The organism is Parasphingomonas halimpatiens (genome assembly GCF_036663795.1).
Lineage (GTDB): Bacteria > Pseudomonadota > Alphaproteobacteria > Sphingomonadales > Sphingomonadaceae > Sphingomonas.
Map to the genome: position 1 here is coordinate 38,527 of NZ_JAXOJP010000002.1, position 16,401 is coordinate 54,927.

At 60.8% G+C, this 16,401-nt stretch carries 18 protein-coding genes; 17 read left to right on the top strand and 1 reads right to left on the bottom strand.

The annotated features are described in order from the left end of the window. The first annotated feature begins 40 nt into the window (after nucleotides 1-40). Genes U1839_RS02615 through U1839_RS02625 form a run of 3 tightly spaced genes read left to right on the top strand, consistent with a single transcriptional unit; the run spans nucleotide 41 to nucleotide 2,993 of the window. Nucleotides 41-595 carry a PepSY domain-containing protein gene (locus U1839_RS02615; RefSeq protein WP_332802121.1) on the top strand — a complete coding sequence of 185 codons (555 nt, stop codon included), beginning with the start codon at nucleotides 41-43 and terminating at the stop codon, nucleotides 593-595. After that, entirely contained in the window at nucleotides 574-1,800 is a 1,227-nt protein-coding gene (locus tag U1839_RS02620) for a hypothetical protein (RefSeq protein ID WP_332802122.1), read from the top strand. Before U1839_RS02615 ends, U1839_RS02620 begins: the two co-directional genes overlap by 22 nt. Further along, nucleotides 1,800-2,993, top strand: coding sequence for an MFS transporter (locus U1839_RS02625; protein WP_332802123.1), 1,194 nt, complete (start codon nucleotides 1,800-1,802; stop codon nucleotides 2,991-2,993). Before U1839_RS02620 ends, U1839_RS02625 begins: the two co-directional genes overlap by 1 nt. A gap of 70 nt (nucleotides 2,994-3,063) precedes the next feature. Here the strand turns inward: U1839_RS02625 and U1839_RS02630 are convergent, their stop codons facing one another. Further along, complete coding sequence (locus tag U1839_RS02630; protein ID WP_332802124.1) at nucleotides 3,064-3,525, bottom strand: Lrp/AsnC family transcriptional regulator; 462 nt, start codon at nucleotides 3,523-3,525, stop codon at nucleotides 3,064-3,066. 300 nt (nucleotides 3,526-3,825) lie between these two features. Between U1839_RS02630 and U1839_RS02635 the strand changes: the two genes are divergently transcribed. Genes U1839_RS02635 through U1839_RS02700 form a run of 14 tightly spaced genes read left to right on the top strand, consistent with a single transcriptional unit; the run spans nucleotide 3,826 to nucleotide 16,362 of the window. Next, nucleotides 3,826-4,560 carry a lytic transglycosylase domain-containing protein gene (locus U1839_RS02635; protein ID WP_332802125.1) on the top strand — a complete coding sequence of 245 codons (735 nt, stop codon included), beginning with the start codon at nucleotides 3,826-3,828 and terminating at the stop codon, nucleotides 4,558-4,560. Between the two features lie 59 nt (nucleotides 4,561-4,619). Beyond that, on the top strand, nucleotides 4,620-4,913 hold the full coding sequence (locus U1839_RS02640) for a TrbC/VirB2 family protein (RefSeq protein WP_332802126.1): 294 nt from the start codon (nucleotides 4,620-4,622) through the stop codon (nucleotides 4,911-4,913). Then, on the top strand, nucleotides 4,910-5,263 hold the full coding sequence (locus tag U1839_RS02645; RefSeq protein WP_443030562.1) for a VirB3 family type IV secretion system protein: 354 nt from the start codon (nucleotides 4,910-4,912) through the stop codon (nucleotides 5,261-5,263). The genes U1839_RS02640 and U1839_RS02645 overlap by 4 nt, the downstream gene beginning before the upstream one ends. Continuing rightward, on the top strand, nucleotides 5,256-7,649 hold the full coding sequence (locus U1839_RS02650) for a VirB4 family type IV secretion/conjugal transfer ATPase (protein WP_332802128.1): 2,394 nt from the start codon (nucleotides 5,256-5,258) through the stop codon (nucleotides 7,647-7,649). The genes U1839_RS02645 and U1839_RS02650 overlap by 8 nt, the downstream gene beginning before the upstream one ends. Nucleotides 7,650-7,670: 21 nt before the next feature. Then, a complete protein-coding gene (locus U1839_RS02655) occupies nucleotides 7,671-8,375 on the top strand; it encodes a type IV secretion system protein (RefSeq protein ID WP_332802129.1) in 705 nt (234 codons plus the stop codon). Then, complete coding sequence (locus tag U1839_RS02660; protein ID WP_332802130.1) at nucleotides 8,372-8,635, top strand: hypothetical protein; 264 nt, start codon at nucleotides 8,372-8,374, stop codon at nucleotides 8,633-8,635. The genes U1839_RS02655 and U1839_RS02660 overlap by 4 nt, the downstream gene beginning before the upstream one ends. A 29-nt stretch (nucleotides 8,636-8,664) precedes the next feature. After that, complete coding sequence (locus tag U1839_RS02665) at nucleotides 8,665-9,660, top strand: TrbL/VirB6 family protein (protein ID WP_332802131.1); 996 nt, start codon at nucleotides 8,665-8,667, stop codon at nucleotides 9,658-9,660. A gap of 10 nt (nucleotides 9,661-9,670) precedes the next feature. Further along, complete coding sequence (locus U1839_RS02670; protein WP_332802132.1) at nucleotides 9,671-10,021, top strand: hypothetical protein; 351 nt, start codon at nucleotides 9,671-9,673, stop codon at nucleotides 10,019-10,021. A gap of 3 nt (nucleotides 10,022-10,024) precedes the next feature. Further along, nucleotides 10,025-10,711 carry a VirB8 family type IV secretion system protein gene (locus U1839_RS02675; RefSeq protein ID WP_332802133.1) on the top strand — a complete coding sequence of 229 codons (687 nt, stop codon included), beginning with the start codon at nucleotides 10,025-10,027 and terminating at the stop codon, nucleotides 10,709-10,711. After that, nucleotides 10,708-11,577: a P-type conjugative transfer protein VirB9 gene (gene virB9, locus U1839_RS02680; protein ID WP_332802134.1), complete on the top strand. Its 870-nt coding sequence runs from the start codon at nucleotides 10,708-10,710 to the stop codon at nucleotides 11,575-11,577. The genes U1839_RS02675 and virB9 overlap by 4 nt, the downstream gene beginning before the upstream one ends. Next, complete coding sequence (virB10, locus tag U1839_RS02685; protein ID WP_332802135.1) at nucleotides 11,574-12,767, top strand: type IV secretion system protein VirB10; 1,194 nt, start codon at nucleotides 11,574-11,576, stop codon at nucleotides 12,765-12,767. The genes virB9 and virB10 overlap by 4 nt, the downstream gene beginning before the upstream one ends. After that, on the top strand, nucleotides 12,767-13,777 hold the full coding sequence (gene virB11, locus U1839_RS02690; RefSeq protein WP_332802136.1) for a P-type DNA transfer ATPase VirB11: 1,011 nt from the start codon (nucleotides 12,767-12,769) through the stop codon (nucleotides 13,775-13,777). The genes virB10 and virB11 overlap by 1 nt, the downstream gene beginning before the upstream one ends. Beyond that, nucleotides 13,749-15,587 (top strand): type IV secretory system conjugative DNA transfer family protein, encoded by a 1,839-nt coding sequence (locus tag U1839_RS02695; protein ID WP_332802137.1) that lies wholly within the window; start codon nucleotides 13,749-13,751, stop codon nucleotides 15,585-15,587. The genes virB11 and U1839_RS02695 overlap by 29 nt, the downstream gene beginning before the upstream one ends. Continuing rightward, nucleotides 15,577-16,362: an LPD7 domain-containing protein gene (locus U1839_RS02700; RefSeq protein ID WP_332802138.1), complete on the top strand. Its 786-nt coding sequence runs from the start codon at nucleotides 15,577-15,579 to the stop codon at nucleotides 16,360-16,362. Before U1839_RS02695 ends, U1839_RS02700 begins: the two co-directional genes overlap by 11 nt. The last annotated feature ends 39 nt before the right edge of the window (nucleotides 16,363-16,401 follow it).

The following is a 16,401-nucleotide window of genomic DNA, read 5'->3' on the forward strand; positions in this document are numbered from 1 at the left end:
CTAGAAAGTAACAGCTATTACATTAGGACGCTTGCCGCCGATGACCAATCGCAAAATTCACCGCTGGCTGAGCGTTATCGGCATCATCTTTTTCCTCTCCGTCGCCGCGACGGGAATATGGCTGCAAATCGAAGCGATCTTTGGCGAGGACGAAGCCGCGAAGGAAGCGATGGCCGAAATCGTATCGCCTGCATCCCTGTCAGCTCCACTGCCGACAACCGCTGTAACGCTCGACAAGGCGCGCACCGTCATTCTCGCGCGCTATGGCAATCGGCCCGTCGCCTCGGTTGATTGGGTCATCAAGGCTCCCGTGCCAGCCTATGTGTTCCATCTCGATGGTGCGGAACCCGTCAAGGTGACGGTCAACGCGGCAACCGCCGCAATCATCAAGTCCGAACCGGATGGCGAGGATTGGGTGATGCGCCTGCATACCGGCGAGATATTAGGCGACGGCGGCAAGTTCCTCGGGCTGGCATGGGGCCTGGCGCTTGTGGCTATGAGCATCACCGGGATCATCCTCTATCTGAAAATGCTGCGCGCACGTCGCACCGGCTCTGCGGGCAAAGTGCGCGGATGGCGGCGGTATTTCTGGTGAGGGGTTCGCTTTCGGCTGTTGCTGGCGCGCTGCTTGCGGTCACGGCAACGCCCGCCTTGGCGCAATCGGCTCCATCTACTGACGCCCCTCCGGTTTTGTCATTCAACCCAGATGCGGGCGTTGTCGTCCAGTCGGGCGATTTCCGTTTCACCGCTTGGGGCTATGCAGAGCGGCTGATTGATCCTGACGGCAAGGATGGCTGGCGGCGTGTGCGCCAAGGTGCGGAGTTCGATCTTCCTCGCCTGTCGCCGCATTTGCGCGCTGCGGTGGTCTATGAGGTCGATCTGACCAACAGCGATTTCTTCCGCAATGGCCCGTTCCGCCGCAACTTTGAAAACCTGTTCGTGTCGCTCCAGGACGCCGATGATCCCGCCAAGTTCCGCCTGCTGTTTGGGCATAACACCCATATCCTCTCGCGCGACGATAACCTGTCTTCGGGCAATTTGCCGACGATCAACCGTTCGCTGGTTCTGGAAGAGCATGGCTCGGTCAACGCCTTCGGTGCGCAAATGGGATTTCAGGTGCAAAAAGCGCTGTCGCCTGTTGCGACTGTCCAGTTTTCAGTGGGCGACAATCGTGGTTCGCTCAATGCCACCGATGTGCGGAGCAGCATCGGCAGATCGGTTGCGGGCAAAGTCATGCTGACTCCCGTCAATGACGCCGAACATGGCCGCAAGCTGACGCTGGGCTTTGCCAGTGACTACACCGGCAACATCACCAATCGGACCTTCACGCTCGGCACGGCCATCGGACAAGCGCCGCTCGGCGGGGTTGCGGCCACGGGTGACAAGCTGACATTCGAGGCAGATGCCGCTTACACCCTCCCGATCGCCGGACATCCTGCAACGATAGAGGCGGAACTGATCCGCTCGCGCTTTTCAGGCAGTAACAGCGACGTTTTTGGTGGCTATGCGATGGGTCAAGTCTCGCTGTTCGACACCCGCACGGCAGGCGATCTCGACCTGTTCCTGCGCTATGATTTTGTCAGTCTCGGCCAAGATTCTATCGCCGGTCGTGCACGACAAAGCGCAATTCGCACGGGGTTCAACTATAATCTGCCCTACTCCGGCAAGCTGGCGAGCCTGCACGTCGAATATGCCCACAACAGCGTCAGCGGCCCCATTGCCATCATCACCCAGGCCAATCCCAGCGACGAGTTCCGAATTGGACTGAGGATCAGTCTGCAACGCTACACGCGGCACTGATGGCCAAAGTGCAATCCAACGGGCGTGCGGCGATCCCGCGCACCGTCTGGGCGCTTGGGTTCGTCAGCATGTTCATGGACATCTCTTCCGAGATTATCCACGCGCTGCTGCCATTGTTCCTGACAGCGACGCTAGGGGTCAGCGTTGCAATGGTCGGGCTGATCGACGGCGTAGCCGAAGCAACGGCTTCGATCACCAAAGTGTTCTCGGGCTATCTCTCTGATCGCATGGGCAAGCGCAAGCCGCTGATCCTCATCGGCTACGGCATCGGTGCGTTGTCCAAGCCGCTGTTTGCGCTCGCCGGAACCGCGTCGGTTATCATGGGCGCGCGCTTCGCCGACCGTACCGGCAAGGGCTTGCGCGGTGCACCACGCGATGCGCTGGTCGCCGATGTCACCCCGCCCGAAATTCGCGGGCGCGCGTTCGGGCTGCGCCAGTCGATTGATACACTCGGGGCATTTTTGGGGCCGCTGATTGCCATTGCGGCAATGGCCGCATTCGCCAACGACATGCGCGCAGTGTTCTGGATTGCAGTGATTCCGGCGGGGATCGCGGTTCTGCTCGTTCTTGTGGGGGTAGATGATGCCAAAAGTCCCGCGGCGGCGAGCGACCCTCGTATTCCTGTGCGGATTGCCGATCTGCGACTTCTTCCGCGCGCGTTCTGGTCGCTTGTCGCCATCGGGGCCGTGTTTACGCTCGCCCGTTTCAGTGAAGCGTTCCTGATTCTAAAGGCGAATGCCGAGGGACTGCCGCTTGCGCTCACTCCGCTCGTGCTCGTGGTTATGAACGCCGTGTATATGCTCGCGGCATACCCGCTGGGCGGTCTGTCGGATCGCGTCAGCGCAAGGACCATGCTGATCTGGGGCCTGATCGTCCTCGTCGCCGCCGATATGGCGCTCGCCATGCTACCGGGTATTGCGGGCGCGTTTGTGGGTATCGCGTTGTGGGGCCTCCACATGGCAACGACACAAGGCCTATTCGCCAAGCTCATCGCGGATCGCTCGCCAGTCGAATTGCGCGGATCGGCCTACGGGATATTCAACGTCATATCCGGCCTCTCGCTACTGGCCGCGAGCGTGGTTGCCGGGATCGTGTGGGATGCCGCAGGCGCTGCCGCGACGTTCCTTTTGGGAGCGGGCTGCGCGGGCCTGGCGCTGGCAGGAATGCTCCTCTCTCAGTCGGCAAAACGATAGCTGCGCGAGTGGAAGGACTAAGCAGGCATTTGCTCAGCTTCCGAAACGACGCAATCCAGGGCGGGAAGCTCTACAATTTGGGAAGGCGTCGGACGACCGTTGACGATAGAATAATGGCTGTGTCCGCCGATGCATATGGCTGGAAACGATCAATCACATTCTCAAGTTCAAGCACATTGCCCGCTACCACTTTTGCCAGAAAACAATCTTCGCCCGTGACGCGATCTGCTTCGACAACTTCGGGCGTGTCGATAAGCATCTGCGCCACTCTTTTCACCTCACCCGACATGACACGCAATCGGACGTGTGCCGCGACTCCAAGGCCGAAGACTTTAGGGTCGACCAAAACCGAATATCCTTGGATAGCGCCTGCATCTTCCAGCTTGTGCATCCGCTCGGTAACGCTGGGACTGGACAGACCAATATCGGCTGCAAGCTCCCGGACCGTCATGCGACCGTTCTCGGACAACGCGGCGATAATAGCTCGATCGGTCGCGTCGAGTGGCCGTGTTACATAGCGGCTTCGATTCATTTTCAGCCCCTAGCTGGTTGACACCGGCGAGGCCTTGAGATTGCGAAGGCGAATGTTCGATTTCGCCTTATTTGTCCTAAGTCGGACAGTGAATCGGGCTGACAACGAATCCAACCTGCGACGAACACACAGTCCACAGCATCAAGATTGAAGGTCAAAGGGCGTTACGGGTTTCGATAGACAAGTCGAAACAGGCGTTACGCCTTGCTGAATCTATAGCTGACCCGTTCGCCATCCAGCTACCATTCGCCGAACTGCCAAACAGGGCATTCTTGTTTGAGCATAGTAATTGGGAGGGCGATGCAAAGTGAACTACCGAGCGCAACGCCGATCAATTATCAGAATTTCGGGGAATGGCCTGTAATGGCCTATACTCCGGCTGTCATACTCGCACTGGCGTCGCAATGTGCGCCCAATGTAGCGCCGCAGACTGTCGCTGCAATCGTGCAAACCGAAAGCCACGGACGCCCCTACGCGCTTAACGTCAATGGTGGGCCACAACCTCCGGCGCAGGCCGATGCCGCCAGCGCCGCCGCGACCGCACAGCGTTACATCGCAGCGGGCTACTCGGTCGATCTTGGCCTCGGGCAAATTAACTCGCGGAATATGCGCTGGCTCGGCCTGACCTGGGACACGGTCTTTGACCCCTGCACCAATGTCGCGGCGCTGGGGCGAGTCATCACCCAGAATTACAACGCAGCCATTCCCGGACGCGATCCGCAAACCGCGCTTAGGGTCGCACTGTCGCTCTATAATACCGGAAGCTCATCGCGTGGATTTCGCAACGGGTATGTTGCGAAGGTTGTCGGGAATGCGGGCTTTGCCGACCCGGCAACTGCGCAAACGCCGACGATGCCACAGCCGCCCTTGGATGCGCTCGTGCAGCTTATCTCGGAAAACATTGCTCCGTCCATAACGCCCAGCGCTGGCCTCGTCGCCCCGCCTGCTTGGAACCTCTTCGAGCGCGCTGCCCATGCCCAGCAAACGGCCAACCGATCTGAAACGAGAGAAAGTATAAGCGTATGGCGGGACTGAGAAATCTTTTGCGCAGCACCGTCCGTGTTCGATCACGACTGACGTGCTGGTTCGATGCGATGCCGAAGTCGCGGCAGAACGCGCTCCTATGGAGCGTCGCACTCGCGCTGGTCGTCGTCGTGTCCGCGTTCAACCCTGATCCTGCCTATGCGCAGAATCTGGAGAGCTTTGCGACCAAGGTGCGCGGGCTGCTGTCTTCGACACTGCTCAGGACGCTCGCCGTGATCGCCGTCATCGTCACGGGCCTGCTCTGGTTCACGGGTCGCGCCTCAACGGCGATATTGGTCACGGTCATCATCGGCATCGCGATTGTCTTTTCGGCGGATTCCATCGTCGGCATCATTGCGGGCTGACGCGGGTGAGCGACGACACAGAAATCCTGACCAAGAACACGCTGTTCCTCGCGGTGACACGCCCGGCGCTGTGGGCGGGAATCCCGATAGAGGCAGCGGTGTTGCTGCTGATTTCCAGTGCCTCGGTGCTGATCGAAACCAACAGTCCCGTCTATGCCGCTCTGGTCGTAGCCTTTGGCTATTCGATCTCGCGGCTGATCGTGCGCCACGATGTCAACGCCTTCCGCCTGTTATTCCTTTGGGGGCGGACGAAGCTCGGCAACCGCAACCGCAATTTCTGGGGCGGCAGCAGCTATTCGCCGCTTCCGCTGGCAGGACTTCGCCGCAAAGGCTTCGGCCGGCATGGCTAGGTTGCTCGCCTCGACGAATGCGGTGCCGCTGAAAGTGGCGCAGCGCGAGGCCGACCCAGCCAAATTCCTGCCCTATGCGCGGCATTTGAACGAAGACATGGTGGCGCTCGATTCCGGCGACATCATGCTGACCTTCGAGCTGCAAGGCCGCGCTTTCGAGACCGCCGATGTGCGCGACCTCAACGACTGGCATACCAAGCTCAACGGCCTGCTCCGCAACTTGCACGATGAGCGGCTGTCGATCTGGACGCACCTGATCAGGATGCGGGTCGATCAATATCCCGGCGGCAAGTTCAAATCGGGGTTCGCGGCCGATCTCGACCGTTCCTATTTCGGGCGTATCAACCGGGAGCGGATGTTCATCAACCGCTTCTTTGTAACACTGGTAATCCGCCCTGGTGCCACCGGCAGCGACAAGATCATCCAGTTGTTCAAGCGCCGCGTGTCCAAAGCGATGCCGCAAGGTTCGCTGATCGACGAGGCGCTTGTCGAACTGCTCGATGACAAGGCGCGTGATTTCGAGAAATTGATGGCACGCTGCGAACCGCGCCGCTGCGCGATCTACGAACATCGCGGCCTGATGTTTTCAGAAACGATGGAAGTTGCCGATATGGTGATGACAGGCCGCCATGCCCGCGTCCCCGTCGTGCGCGGCCATCTCGGCGGCGCGCTTTACCGCGCGCGCACGATCTTTGGCGCGGAAACCATCGAGGTTCGCGATGCCGATGCGTCCGCCTTCGGCGGCATCTTCGGCATCCGCGAATATCCGGCACAGACGACACCGCGCCAGTTCGAGGCACTGCTGTCGGTCGATTTCGGGTTCGTGCTGACGCAGAGCTTCACTTTCCTCGGGCGGGCGGCGGCGACCGAGAAGTTCCGGCTCCGGATGACCCAGATGGAGAATGCTGGCGACCGCGCGGTCAGCCAGGCCGACGCGCTCATTGATGCAGGCGATGACCTGATGTCGAACCGCTTCGTGCTGGGCGATCATCACTTCACGCTCGCGGTCTATGCGAATTCGGTGAAAGCCCTGCGCGACCATATGTCGGTTGCGCGTGCGGCCCTTGCCGACACCGGCATGGTTGCGGCACGCGAAGGGGCCGCGCTTGAAGCCGCTTACTGGTCGCAGCTCGTCGGCAATTTCGCATGGCGCGCACGGCCTGCACCGATCACCTCGCTCAATTTCGCGGCCTTCTCGCCCTTCCATACCTTCCCTGCGGGACAAGCGCGCGGCAATCATTGGGGCGATGCAGTAGCATTGCTCAAAACCAATGCGCGCAGCCCCTATTTCTTCAATTTCCACAAGGGCGATCTTGGTCATACGCTAATTATCGGCCCATCCGGCGGCGGCAAAACGGTCCTGCTCAACTTCCTGATGGCACAGGCCGAAAAGACCGGCGCTCGGCAGATTTTCATCGACAAAGATCGCGGCGCGCAGATCTTCGTGCAAGCAAGCGGCGGCACCTATCTCGCCTTGCATAACGGCGTCCCCACCGGCTTCTCACCGCTCAAGGCGCTTGCCGATCGCGCCGAAGACAAGACCTTCCTGTCGCTCTTCATCCGTCAATTGGTCCGCGCCGACGGCAAGCCAATCTCGGTTCAAGAGGAACGATTGATCGAAGACGGCATCAATGCCGTGATGAAACTCCCTGTCGTCGATCGCTCGTTGAGCGCGCTCCGTTCCATGCTCGGCATGAAAGACGCCAGCGGCGTCGGCGCCCGGCTGGAGAAATGGACGTCTGAAGGATCGCTCGGCTGGGTGTTCGACAATCCGGCAGACTCAATGACGCTCGACGCCCGGTTCATCGGCTTCGACATGACCGATTTTCTCGACAATGCCGACATTCGCACGCCGGTCATGCTCTACCTCTTCCACCGGATCGACCAGCTTCTGACCGGCGAGCGGATGGTGATCTGCATCGACGAATTCTGGAAGGCGCTTGGCGACGAGGCGTTCCGCCGCTTCGCCCAGGACAGCCTCAAAACCTACCGCAAGCGCAACGCGGTGCTGGTCTTTGCCACCCAATCGCCTGCCGATGCGCTCAAGAGCGACATCAGCCATTCGATCCTCGAACAGGTCGCCACCAAGATCATGCTGCCAAATCCGTTCGGCGCGCGGCGCGATTATGTCGAGGGATTCGCGCTGTCCGAAGCCGAATTCAAACTGGTGCGTGAAGACCTGGCCCCCGAAAGCCATAAATTTCTGGTGAAGCAAGGCCATGACAGCGTTGTGGTCGAACTCGATCTGAGCGGTCTCGATGACGCGCTCGCGGTATTGTCGGGCCGCGCTGAAACCACCGCTGTTGCCGACGAAATCATTGCCGAGGTGGGGGCTGACCCCGCGCTCTGGCTACCCCTCTTCCATAAACGGAGGCGTCCAAGCTGAGCTGCAACGAAAGGAAAGACGATGAAGACAATGATCAAAGCACTGAGTGCCACACTGCTGTTCGCGGCCCCCTTGCCTGCATTCGCGCAAGGGATGCCCGTCCATGACAGCGCCAACCTGATCCAGCAAATCAACGCGGTGCGGCAGGCAATTCAAGTGGTTGCGCAAGGGAAACAGCAAATTGCCGAAGCGCAGAAACTCTATCAGGATTTGAACAAGCTCACCGACATTCCGGCGCTGGCACAGCAGCTCAAATCCGATGCCCTGCGCGAACTCGATACATCGGGCGGGTCACTGCAAGGCTTTGGCACGGGCAATCTTTATGTTGTTGGCGCGGGCCGCGCCAAGGCGGATGCGGTATATCGCGGGCTGCTCGACAAGCTTGGCCTGTCAGGATCGGACCAATCGCGTGCCGCCTTTGATTTGAACGCGCGCAACATCGGCATTCAGGCGGGACTCGCCGACAACATCGGCAATGCCGTTACCTCACGCACGCAGGGTCTGGATGAATTGCGCAGCCGTCTGACGACGGCAGGCACCGCCAAGGAAGTGGCCGATTTGACCGCGCGGCTTGGACTCGAATCCGCGGCGATGCAGAACGACCAGCTCCGCTTGCAGGCGATCACTTTGCAGCAACAGGCGCAGGAACGCGAGCGCGCGGCAGCTGGCAAAGCGGCGCTCGCGCAGCAGCTCGACGCGGCAAGCCGATACTACCGAGGGCAGTGAGGATGCGCGCCGCATCCCTCAGCATCGCCTTGCTGCTGGCAGGATGCGGCGCGTCAGATAGCGCTGGCGCGCCCCAGGCCGACATGCCGGCGCGGACGTGGAAATACTATGAAGCTCATCCGGCTGAAATCGAGCCGATGCAGAAAATCTGCCGCGAATGGTCGGCTTCCAATGCTCCGGCTGTCACCGAACCCGCCGTGGTCGCGGCGAACTGCCGCGCAGCGGCGTTCGCCCGGTCGCAGCTTCAAATGACGAGATGACACTGACCCACAAGGATTGATCGCCAGATATGGATTTCACCAATCATGTTTTCACCACGATGTTCGAGGCGCTGAACAACGCCTTGGCAGCCATCGTCGGTAAATATGCGGCGGTGATCGGCATCGTGGCTCCCGCGCTGCGTATCGGGATCGTGATCTATATTTCACTCCTGGGCTACGCGATCATGCGCGGCGCGGTGCAATATCCCTTCCGCGAATATGCCTATCGCGGCTGCCAGCTCGCCTTTCTCTATTTTGCCGTCACCTCGCTCTACGGAACCCAGATTGGCATGTTCGCGCTGGGCGGATTGCCGGGACAATTCGCCAGCGCGCTGGGCGGTGCCGACGTTGGCGGTCTGGGCGGATTCTACGACAAGCTCGCTGGCACCGGCTTCGAGACCGCCAACACAATGCGGAAGATCGCGGCGAACTATCAGGATACCCAGGGCACCCTCCCCGATATTGGCTATGCCGTCTTTTCGGGCTTCCTCGTGGTGATGGTGATCGTCGCCACGCTGCTGTGCGCCGCGATTGGCTTTGTAATCAGCGCCTTCGGGCTGTTTGCGCTTGCCCTGCTCTCGGTGGTCGGGCCGCTGTTTGTGGCGGCATTGCTGTTCGAGTCCACGCGCGGCTATTTCTTTGCCTGGCTGGGAGCCTGCATCAACTATCTGATGCTGATCGTCTTCGCGCTGGTGCTGACGCTGTTCCTCACACAAACCGGCGAAACCATCATCGCCACCATCTCCGAGAATGACGAAATCGGCATGGCCGCAATCAAGGTGCTGGCCTTCTACGCACTCGACTTCTTCTTTTTCCTGCAAATCCCGATGCTCGCCGCCTCGCTGGGCGGCGGCGGCCCTGCTCTTGCGAACCAGTTTGCGTCGGCAATTGCAGCCGCAGGCGGGTTCGTCGTCGGGCGCGGCGCAAGCGGTGCGCAGGCGACCAGCCGCGCCATCGAACGCGGCTTCGCGCGCGGCATCGCGCGGATGCGGACATCGGGTTCAGTTAGCCGTGGGGCAGTGTGAGGGGTAGCGTATGCGTAAGCAAGTCATGGGTCTGATAATGGTGTTGGCGATCGCCACGCCCACCAGCACGATCACCGCCGCGGCAAAGTCGCCCAAGCTGGCACGGTGCGATGGACACCATCGCCGCGCGGCCAATCCTTATGGCTCGATATTGCCGACGGTCGATCCGCAGACCGGCGCGTCAACGCCCGTAGGCCTGGAACAAGGCCAAGGACAGGGACGTGCAGGTGTGGACGTATTTCCCGGAAAATCCCCGGCACCGCCAAAGCCCCCAAAGCCCGCCGGATCGGGAGACAAGGCCGAACCCGTGGTGCCACCGATCAGTTCTGCGCAGCCACAACGCAACTATGAGAGTTGCTGAGCGATGGCTGGCGGCGTCACTGACAAGCAGGATCTTAAAGCCTATTTTGCCGAAGCCGCAAGCTGGGATCGCGACCGGTTGCTTGCAGCCAACCGCTCGAAGCGGTTGGCATGGATCGTTGCCGGTGTAGCGAGCGGGCTTGCCATAACCGGCGTGGCAGCGGTTGCGATGCTGACCCCCCTCAAGACCGTCGCGCCCTATGTCATCACGGTGGATAAGGCGACCGGCGCAAGCGAGATTACCGCATCCATGTCTGACAACAAGGCGATCACCTATAACGAGGCGGTCGCCAAATATTTTCTCGCCGATTACGTCCGGAACCGCGAGGGCTGGATTCCGCAAGCGCGCAAGGAGTTCTTCGAGGGCGTACTGGCGATGTCGTCGCGCGACGAACAGGCGCGATGGACAGCCTTCTACAGCAAGGACAATCCCAACTCGCCGCAGAGCATTTTCACCGATCTCGATACGGTGTTCATCGCGATCAAATCCGTGACGTTCGTTTCAAAGAACGTCGCGCAAATCCGCTTCACCAAGACACTCCAGCACGGCGCGGTCGTGACGGACACCCCGGCAATCGCAACCGTGACCTACGACACGACGGACACGCCGACAACCGAACAGCAACGGTTCAAAAACCCGCTGGGGCTGGAAGTGCAGACTTACCGCGCCGATCTGGAGGTGACGCAATGAAACCAGCACACCGCATTGCGGCTATCGCCATGATGATCGCCGCCAGCCCTGCGCTCGCAAACGAGACCCCGCACCCAACGGCACAAGACAGCCGTATCCGCGAAGTCATCTATAGCGAAGGCCAGGTGTTCCGCATCGTCGGCGTGTTCCGGTCGGCAACACAGATTGTCTTTTCAGCAGGCGAGCGCGTCGAGCATGTGGCGCTTGGCGATACCGTGTCATGGGAAGTCGCCCCGGCTGAAAATTCGCTATTCATCAAGCCGCGCGAACTCGCGGGATCGACCAACTTGATCGTGATGACCCGTTCAGGTGCGGGCGTTCGCACCTACACGTTCGAGCTCACTGCACGGCGCGGCGGGATTGGAGCGCGGAGCGCCGATACGTTTTTCAAGGTCGCCTTCCGCTATCCGCGCGAAGAGGCCGCCGCCGCACAGGCTGCCGCGACGCAAGCAGCCTATTCGCGAGCCGTCGCACTCCAGTCGGGCGCGATCCGCTCGGCGCTCGATCTGGGCGTTCTCGAAGGCAGGCGGAATCTCAAATATACTGTGCAAGGGTCATCGGCGATCCAGCCCTCCGAAATAACCGACAACGGCCAGTTCACCGCGTTGCGTTTTCCGAACCAGCGCGAGCTTCCGGCCTTCTTTGCCGTCAATCCCGATGGCAGCGAGAGCATCGTTCCGTTCGATGTCCGCGACGAATTCGTCGTGATCCACGGCGTGTTCGGCCAGCTCCGCTTGCGGCGCGGCAAAGAGGTGCTGTGCGTCTTCAACGAGGCACCAGATTTCTACGGTCGCGATCCCAAGACCGGCACGGCGTCAAGCATCGTCGAGCGCACGACGGGTCAAGCTAATGGGGAGACAAAATGATGGCCGACACCGCCAACCCGGACCGCGCCCCAAACCGCCCTACCGTCGATCAAACACCCGATCCCGACGAAATTGACCGCACCCCCGCCGCCGAACGCGGCAGCAAAATGCCGTCGATGCCTGGCACGACAATGGACCCGAAAAAGATGATCGGTTTTGCCGCTGCCGCAGGCGCAGTGATGTTCACGGTGCTGGCGCTGGGAACTGGCCTTACGGGCAACACGACCTTACCGCCCGTCAAACCCAAGCCCGCACTCGAACCCGCGCAATACGACCCGGCTACCGTCATCGCGCCAACGCTGGCGGGCGCGGCAACCGATCCCAATGCCCCCATTCCGTTGAACGGCCCGCAGGTTCCCGCCATCGGTCAGCAACCCTTGCCACCGCAACTCCCGCCAGCGGCCACGGGGCAACAGCGCCAACAATCCCCCGCAGAGGCGCTGCGCGAAGCCTCGCGCCGATCATCGCTGATTGCCTATGGCGGCGAGCGCGAAAGCGGCGTCGCCAGCACCCGCTATGGCGATGCGGGTGGCGCAATCAGTGCCGGAGACGCTTCGGCGCGGCAACCCACCAATCTCGACACGCTCCGGCGCGCGTCGGTTATCGGGCAGGCCCAGGCCCGCACGCTGCCCGACCGCAATTTTCTGATTACGGCCGGGAGCTTCATCCCGTGCGTGCTGCAAACCGCGATGGATTCAAGCCAGCCCGGCTATGTGACCTGCATCCTCCCGCGCAATGTCTATTCGGACAATGGCCGCGTGGTGCTGATGGAAAAAGGCACGAAGATATTCGGCGAATATCAGGGCGGCCTCAATCGCGGGCAATACCGCCTGTTCGTCTTGTGGACGCGCGCCGTCACGCCGCGCGGGATCGCGATTGATGTAGGGTCGCCCGCAACCGATGCGCTCGGACGCGGCGGCGTGGATGGGCGGGTCAATAATTTCTTCTGGCAGCGTTTTGGCACTGCCCTGCTCTTCAGCCTTGTCGAAGATGCGGCAACCGTCGGGGCGGAAGCCGTCGGCAATAGCGGCTCGAACACCACGCGTGTCCCCTCCGATGCGGCGTCAACGGTCTTGCAGCAGAATGCCGAGATCAAGCCGGTGCTGCGCAAGAATCAGGGCGAGGATGTCGGAATCACAGTGGCGCAGGATTTCGACTTCTCGACCGTTTACGGCCTCGCGCTTAAATAATGGCGGCACCGGGCAAAAACACCGCTGTCCTCGACAGCGTGACGGCACCTCTGCGCAAATATTTGGATGACGCGAGCGTCACCGAGCTGGTCATCAACCTGCCCGGTGAGGTCGGCATTGAACGGCGCGGGCGCTGGACATGGGAAAGCGAGCCGTCGCTCGATTTCAAGACACTGATGGCGCTGGCGACTGCCGCCGCCGCCTTTACCTCGCAGGACGTAACGCGCGAAAATCCCATTGTCTCGACCATCTTCCCGACTGGCGAGCGCGTGCAAATCGTCGTGCCGCCCGTCGTGCCTGACGAAACGGTCTCGATCACCGTGCGCAAACCATCAACCGTGACAATGACGCTTGCCGATTTCGAGGCGACGGGCTTGTTTAGGGACACGCGGATCGCCGAAAAGAAAGTCAGTCCGCAGGAATTGGAGTTGCTCGCGCTTCTGCAAACAGGCCGCCATGTGGAGTTCTTCGACCGCGCGGTGAAGGCCAGGCTTAATATCCTCATTTCAGGGGCGACGGGGTCGGGCAAGACCACGCTATCGAAGGGTTTGATCCAGTTGATTCCGCCCGAAGAGCGGTTGCTGACGATCGAGGACACGCGCGAATTGATCGTCGGTCAAAAGAACGTCGTCCATATGCTTTATGCCAAGGACGGCCAGGGCACCGCCAATGTCACGGCCAAGCATCTGCTCGAGAGCGCGCTCAGGATGCGCCCTGACCGCATATTGCTCCAGGAATTGCGCGACGGGACGGCCTTTTTCTATCTGCGCAACGTCAATTCCGGCCATCCCGGCTCGATCACCACCATCCATGCCGATTCCGCCGAACTGGCGTTCGAGCAACTGACTTTGCTGGTCAAGGAAAGTGAAGGCGGCTCCGATCTGGCGCGCGGCGATATTCGCGCGCTGCTCAAGATGCTGGTCGATGTCGTGGTGCAAACCAAAAAGACCGATGGCGAATTTCGGGTGACGGAGATCTACTATGACCCAGAAGGCAGGCACGCCGCCTGACGGCGGGGCAGCAAGATTGCTGATCGGCTTGCCCCTCGGGCTGCTCATCGCGCTCGCCATTGCCAGCATGATCGGCTGGATGATCCTCGGCCTTCCCGTCGCCGCCTATGACCCGCTCAAAATGCCGCAGTTCGTCTGGTATTATCGCGGCGACCCGCGCGTTGTCCGTGCGATGGCGGGAGGATTGATCGGCGGCGGCCTGCTCTTGGCGGGTCTGATCTATGCGCTTTGGGCTCGTGGCGCACCGCTTCACGGGGCCGCGCGCTTCGCCCGCGAAAGCGAAATCAAGCGCCACGGCTTTCGCGAGCGCACAGGGATTATCCTCGGCCGAAAAGGCGGGCGCTTTCTGACCTTTGGCGGCAGTGAGCATGTCATTGTCGAAGCCCCAACCCGATCGGGCAAAGGCACCGGCATCGTGATTCCGAACCTGCTGACATGGCAAGGCTCGGTCGTCGTCCTCGATGTGAAGCGCGAGAATTACGATGCGAGCGCGGGGTTTCGCGCCCACTACGGGCAGGCTGTCTATCTCTTCAATCCGACCAACCGCGAGGGCCGCACCGCCCGTTACAATCCGCTGGCCTATATCAACCGCCACGACGCGGATGATGTCATTATCGAATTGCAAAAGATCGCAACGATGCTGTTTGTTGCGCCCGACCACGGTGAAGCCTTTTGGGCCAATGGCGCGCGAACCGGATTTGCAGGCGTTGGTGCCTGGCTCGCCGAAACCAGCAACAAACCGCTGACGATGGGTGCCATTTATCGTCATTTGACCGATGGCGATGCGCGCATCTTTTTCAAAAAGGAACTCGCCAATCCCGAACTGAACCTGTCGGTCGGGTGCCGGACGGCGCTCGCCGATTTCGCCGGCGGCTCGGACAACAGCTTTGCCGACATTAAAAAGACGATCACCAACGTCCTCGGTCTGTGGCTCAACCCTCTGGTCGATGCCGCGACAGCGGCAAGCGACTTTGATCTGCGCCAGCTTCGCATACGCCCCATGTCGATCTATCTAGGCGTGTCGCCCGATGAACTCGACAGGATCGCGCCGCTCTACAATCTCCTGTTCCAGCAGCTCATCGACCTCAATGTGCGCGCGCTGCCCGACGAAAACTCAGCCGTGCCGGTTCTGGTCATTCTCGATGAATTTGCGCGGCTCGGCCGGGCATCGGTCATCGCCAGCGCCTTTTCCTATGTCGCGGGTTACGGGATCAGGCTCCTCCCCGTGATCCAGTCACGCTCGCAATTGCGCGGCGTTTACGGCGAGCATGTCGCCGATGAAATCGTCGCCAATTGCGGGGTCGAAGTCGCGTTCACGCCCAAGGAATTGCGCGTCGCCAACGACCTTTCCGAGAGGCTCGGCTATGTCGGACAGGATAGCGTCACCAAATCGCTCACGATCAATGGCTGGCTCGCCAACCGGTCAAAATCCATTTCCGAACAGCGCCGCGCCCTGCTGTTGCCGCAGGAACTCATGCAGTTTCCAACCGACAAGCTGATACTCCTGCGCGGCGGCATTCCGCCGATCATCGGCACGAAGATTGCCTATTTCAGCAACCGCTTCTTCAAAAGCCGGGCATTTCCTCCGCCCGAAGTGCCAGCCGCGCCAAAGCGAATAATCAGCACCGCGCCGCCCGCGCTGTTCCGCGACATGACCGACGAAGAGGCTGCCGGGCACGATACCCGGCCAATGTCACAGGATGATGTCCTCACTGAAGATTGCCCGAGCTTCTTCGCCGACATGCTGACGCTGGACCACAACGGCAATGTGTCCGGGCTCATTGAGGAAGGTGACGAAAATGGCCGATAAACTGGAAGGCGATGCCTCTTCGGGGCGTAGCCGCACGGCAACGCCAAAGCCGGATAGGCCCAAATCGGGGACGGCGAAGCCGAAGCGCAAAGCCGAGACACCTACCCTTACCGACGACCTCACCGGCAAATTCCTGCGCGTCGGCAACAGGCTCTATCGCACCTCGGATGACAAAAAGCCGATTGTCCGGCTCGAACCCGACCGGCTAAAGACCAGCAACATCGACGCCCTTCCCGACATCGTGCGGATCGCCAAGGCCAATGGCTGGACGTCTATCAGGATCAACGGCGGCGACGCGTTCAAGAAAGCTGCGTATCTTGCCGCTGCCGCACAAGGGCTGACGGTCGAGAATTACACGCCGTCGAAAGTCGTCCAGGCCGAAGCTGCCCGCCTGCAAACGCGGCTCGCCGAACGCGATAAGCGCCGCGAAGCTAAAAACTCAACGAGCAAATCACTCCGTCCGACCGAAGGGACAATCACGCCCAAAACCCTGTCGGAACGGTTCCTGAGCCAGACCCACGAGCAAAATGCTCGCGACCCAGAGTTGCGCCGCGCCCAAAGCCTTGTCGCCCAAACCATCTCGATCACGCGCGCGAAATACCCCGATGATCCGGTCAAGGCATCAAAGGAAGTCGAGACCAGACGGCAGGAGGTGGCGCGCCGCATCGCCAATGGCGACAAGATCGCGGCGATTCAGGTGCGAAACCAGCAGGCGCAGCGCGTCCGGGAGGTCACACAGGATCAGGCAGTGAGCAGGGAGGGGCGGACGCGGTAAAATAGGAAAAAGGGGCTCTAGCCTTATCGAGGTCCGAGG

Excerpts from the sequence above, each read along its gene's own strand:
- U1839_RS02670 (WP_332802132.1), top strand. The coding sequence starts at position 9,671 with ATGCGTAAGCAAGTCATGGGTCTGATAATGGTGTTGGCGATCGCCACG.
- U1839_RS02615 (WP_332802121.1), top strand. The coding sequence starts at position 41 with ATGACCAATCGCAAAATTCACCGCTGGCTGAGCGTTATCGGCATCATC.
- U1839_RS02625 (WP_332802123.1), top strand. The coding sequence starts at position 1,800 with ATGGCCAAAGTGCAATCCAACGGGCGTGCGGCGATCCCGCGCACCGTC.
- virB10 (WP_332802135.1), top strand. The coding sequence starts at position 11,574 with ATGATGGCCGACACCGCCAACCCGGACCGCGCCCCAAACCGCCCTACC.
- U1839_RS02675 (WP_332802133.1), top strand. The coding sequence starts at position 10,025 with ATGGCTGGCGGCGTCACTGACAAGCAGGATCTTAAAGCCTATTTTGCC.
- U1839_RS02700 (WP_332802138.1), top strand. The coding sequence starts at position 15,577 with ATGGCCGATAAACTGGAAGGCGATGCCTCTTCGGGGCGTAGCCGCACG.
- U1839_RS02640 (WP_332802126.1), top strand. The coding sequence starts at position 4,620 with ATGCCGAAGTCGCGGCAGAACGCGCTCCTATGGAGCGTCGCACTCGCG.
- U1839_RS02655 (WP_332802129.1), top strand. The coding sequence starts at position 7,671 with ATGAAGACAATGATCAAAGCACTGAGTGCCACACTGCTGTTCGCGGCC.
- virB9 (WP_332802134.1), top strand. The coding sequence starts at position 10,708 with ATGAAACCAGCACACCGCATTGCGGCTATCGCCATGATGATCGCCGCC.
- U1839_RS02695 (WP_332802137.1), top strand. The coding sequence starts at position 13,749 with ATGACCCAGAAGGCAGGCACGCCGCCTGACGGCGGGGCAGCAAGATTG.
- U1839_RS02665 (WP_332802131.1), top strand. The coding sequence starts at position 8,665 with ATGGATTTCACCAATCATGTTTTCACCACGATGTTCGAGGCGCTGAAC.
- U1839_RS02635 (WP_332802125.1), top strand. The coding sequence starts at position 3,826 with ATGCAAAGTGAACTACCGAGCGCAACGCCGATCAATTATCAGAATTTC.
- U1839_RS02620 (WP_332802122.1), top strand. The coding sequence starts at position 574 with ATGGCGGCGGTATTTCTGGTGAGGGGTTCGCTTTCGGCTGTTGCTGGC.
- U1839_RS02630 (WP_332802124.1), bottom strand. The coding sequence starts at position 3,525 with ATGAATCGAAGCCGCTATGTAACACGGCCACTCGACGCGACCGATCGA.
- virB11 (WP_332802136.1), top strand. The coding sequence starts at position 12,767 with ATGGCGGCACCGGGCAAAAACACCGCTGTCCTCGACAGCGTGACGGCA.
- U1839_RS02650 (WP_332802128.1), top strand. The coding sequence starts at position 5,256 with ATGGCTAGGTTGCTCGCCTCGACGAATGCGGTGCCGCTGAAAGTGGCG.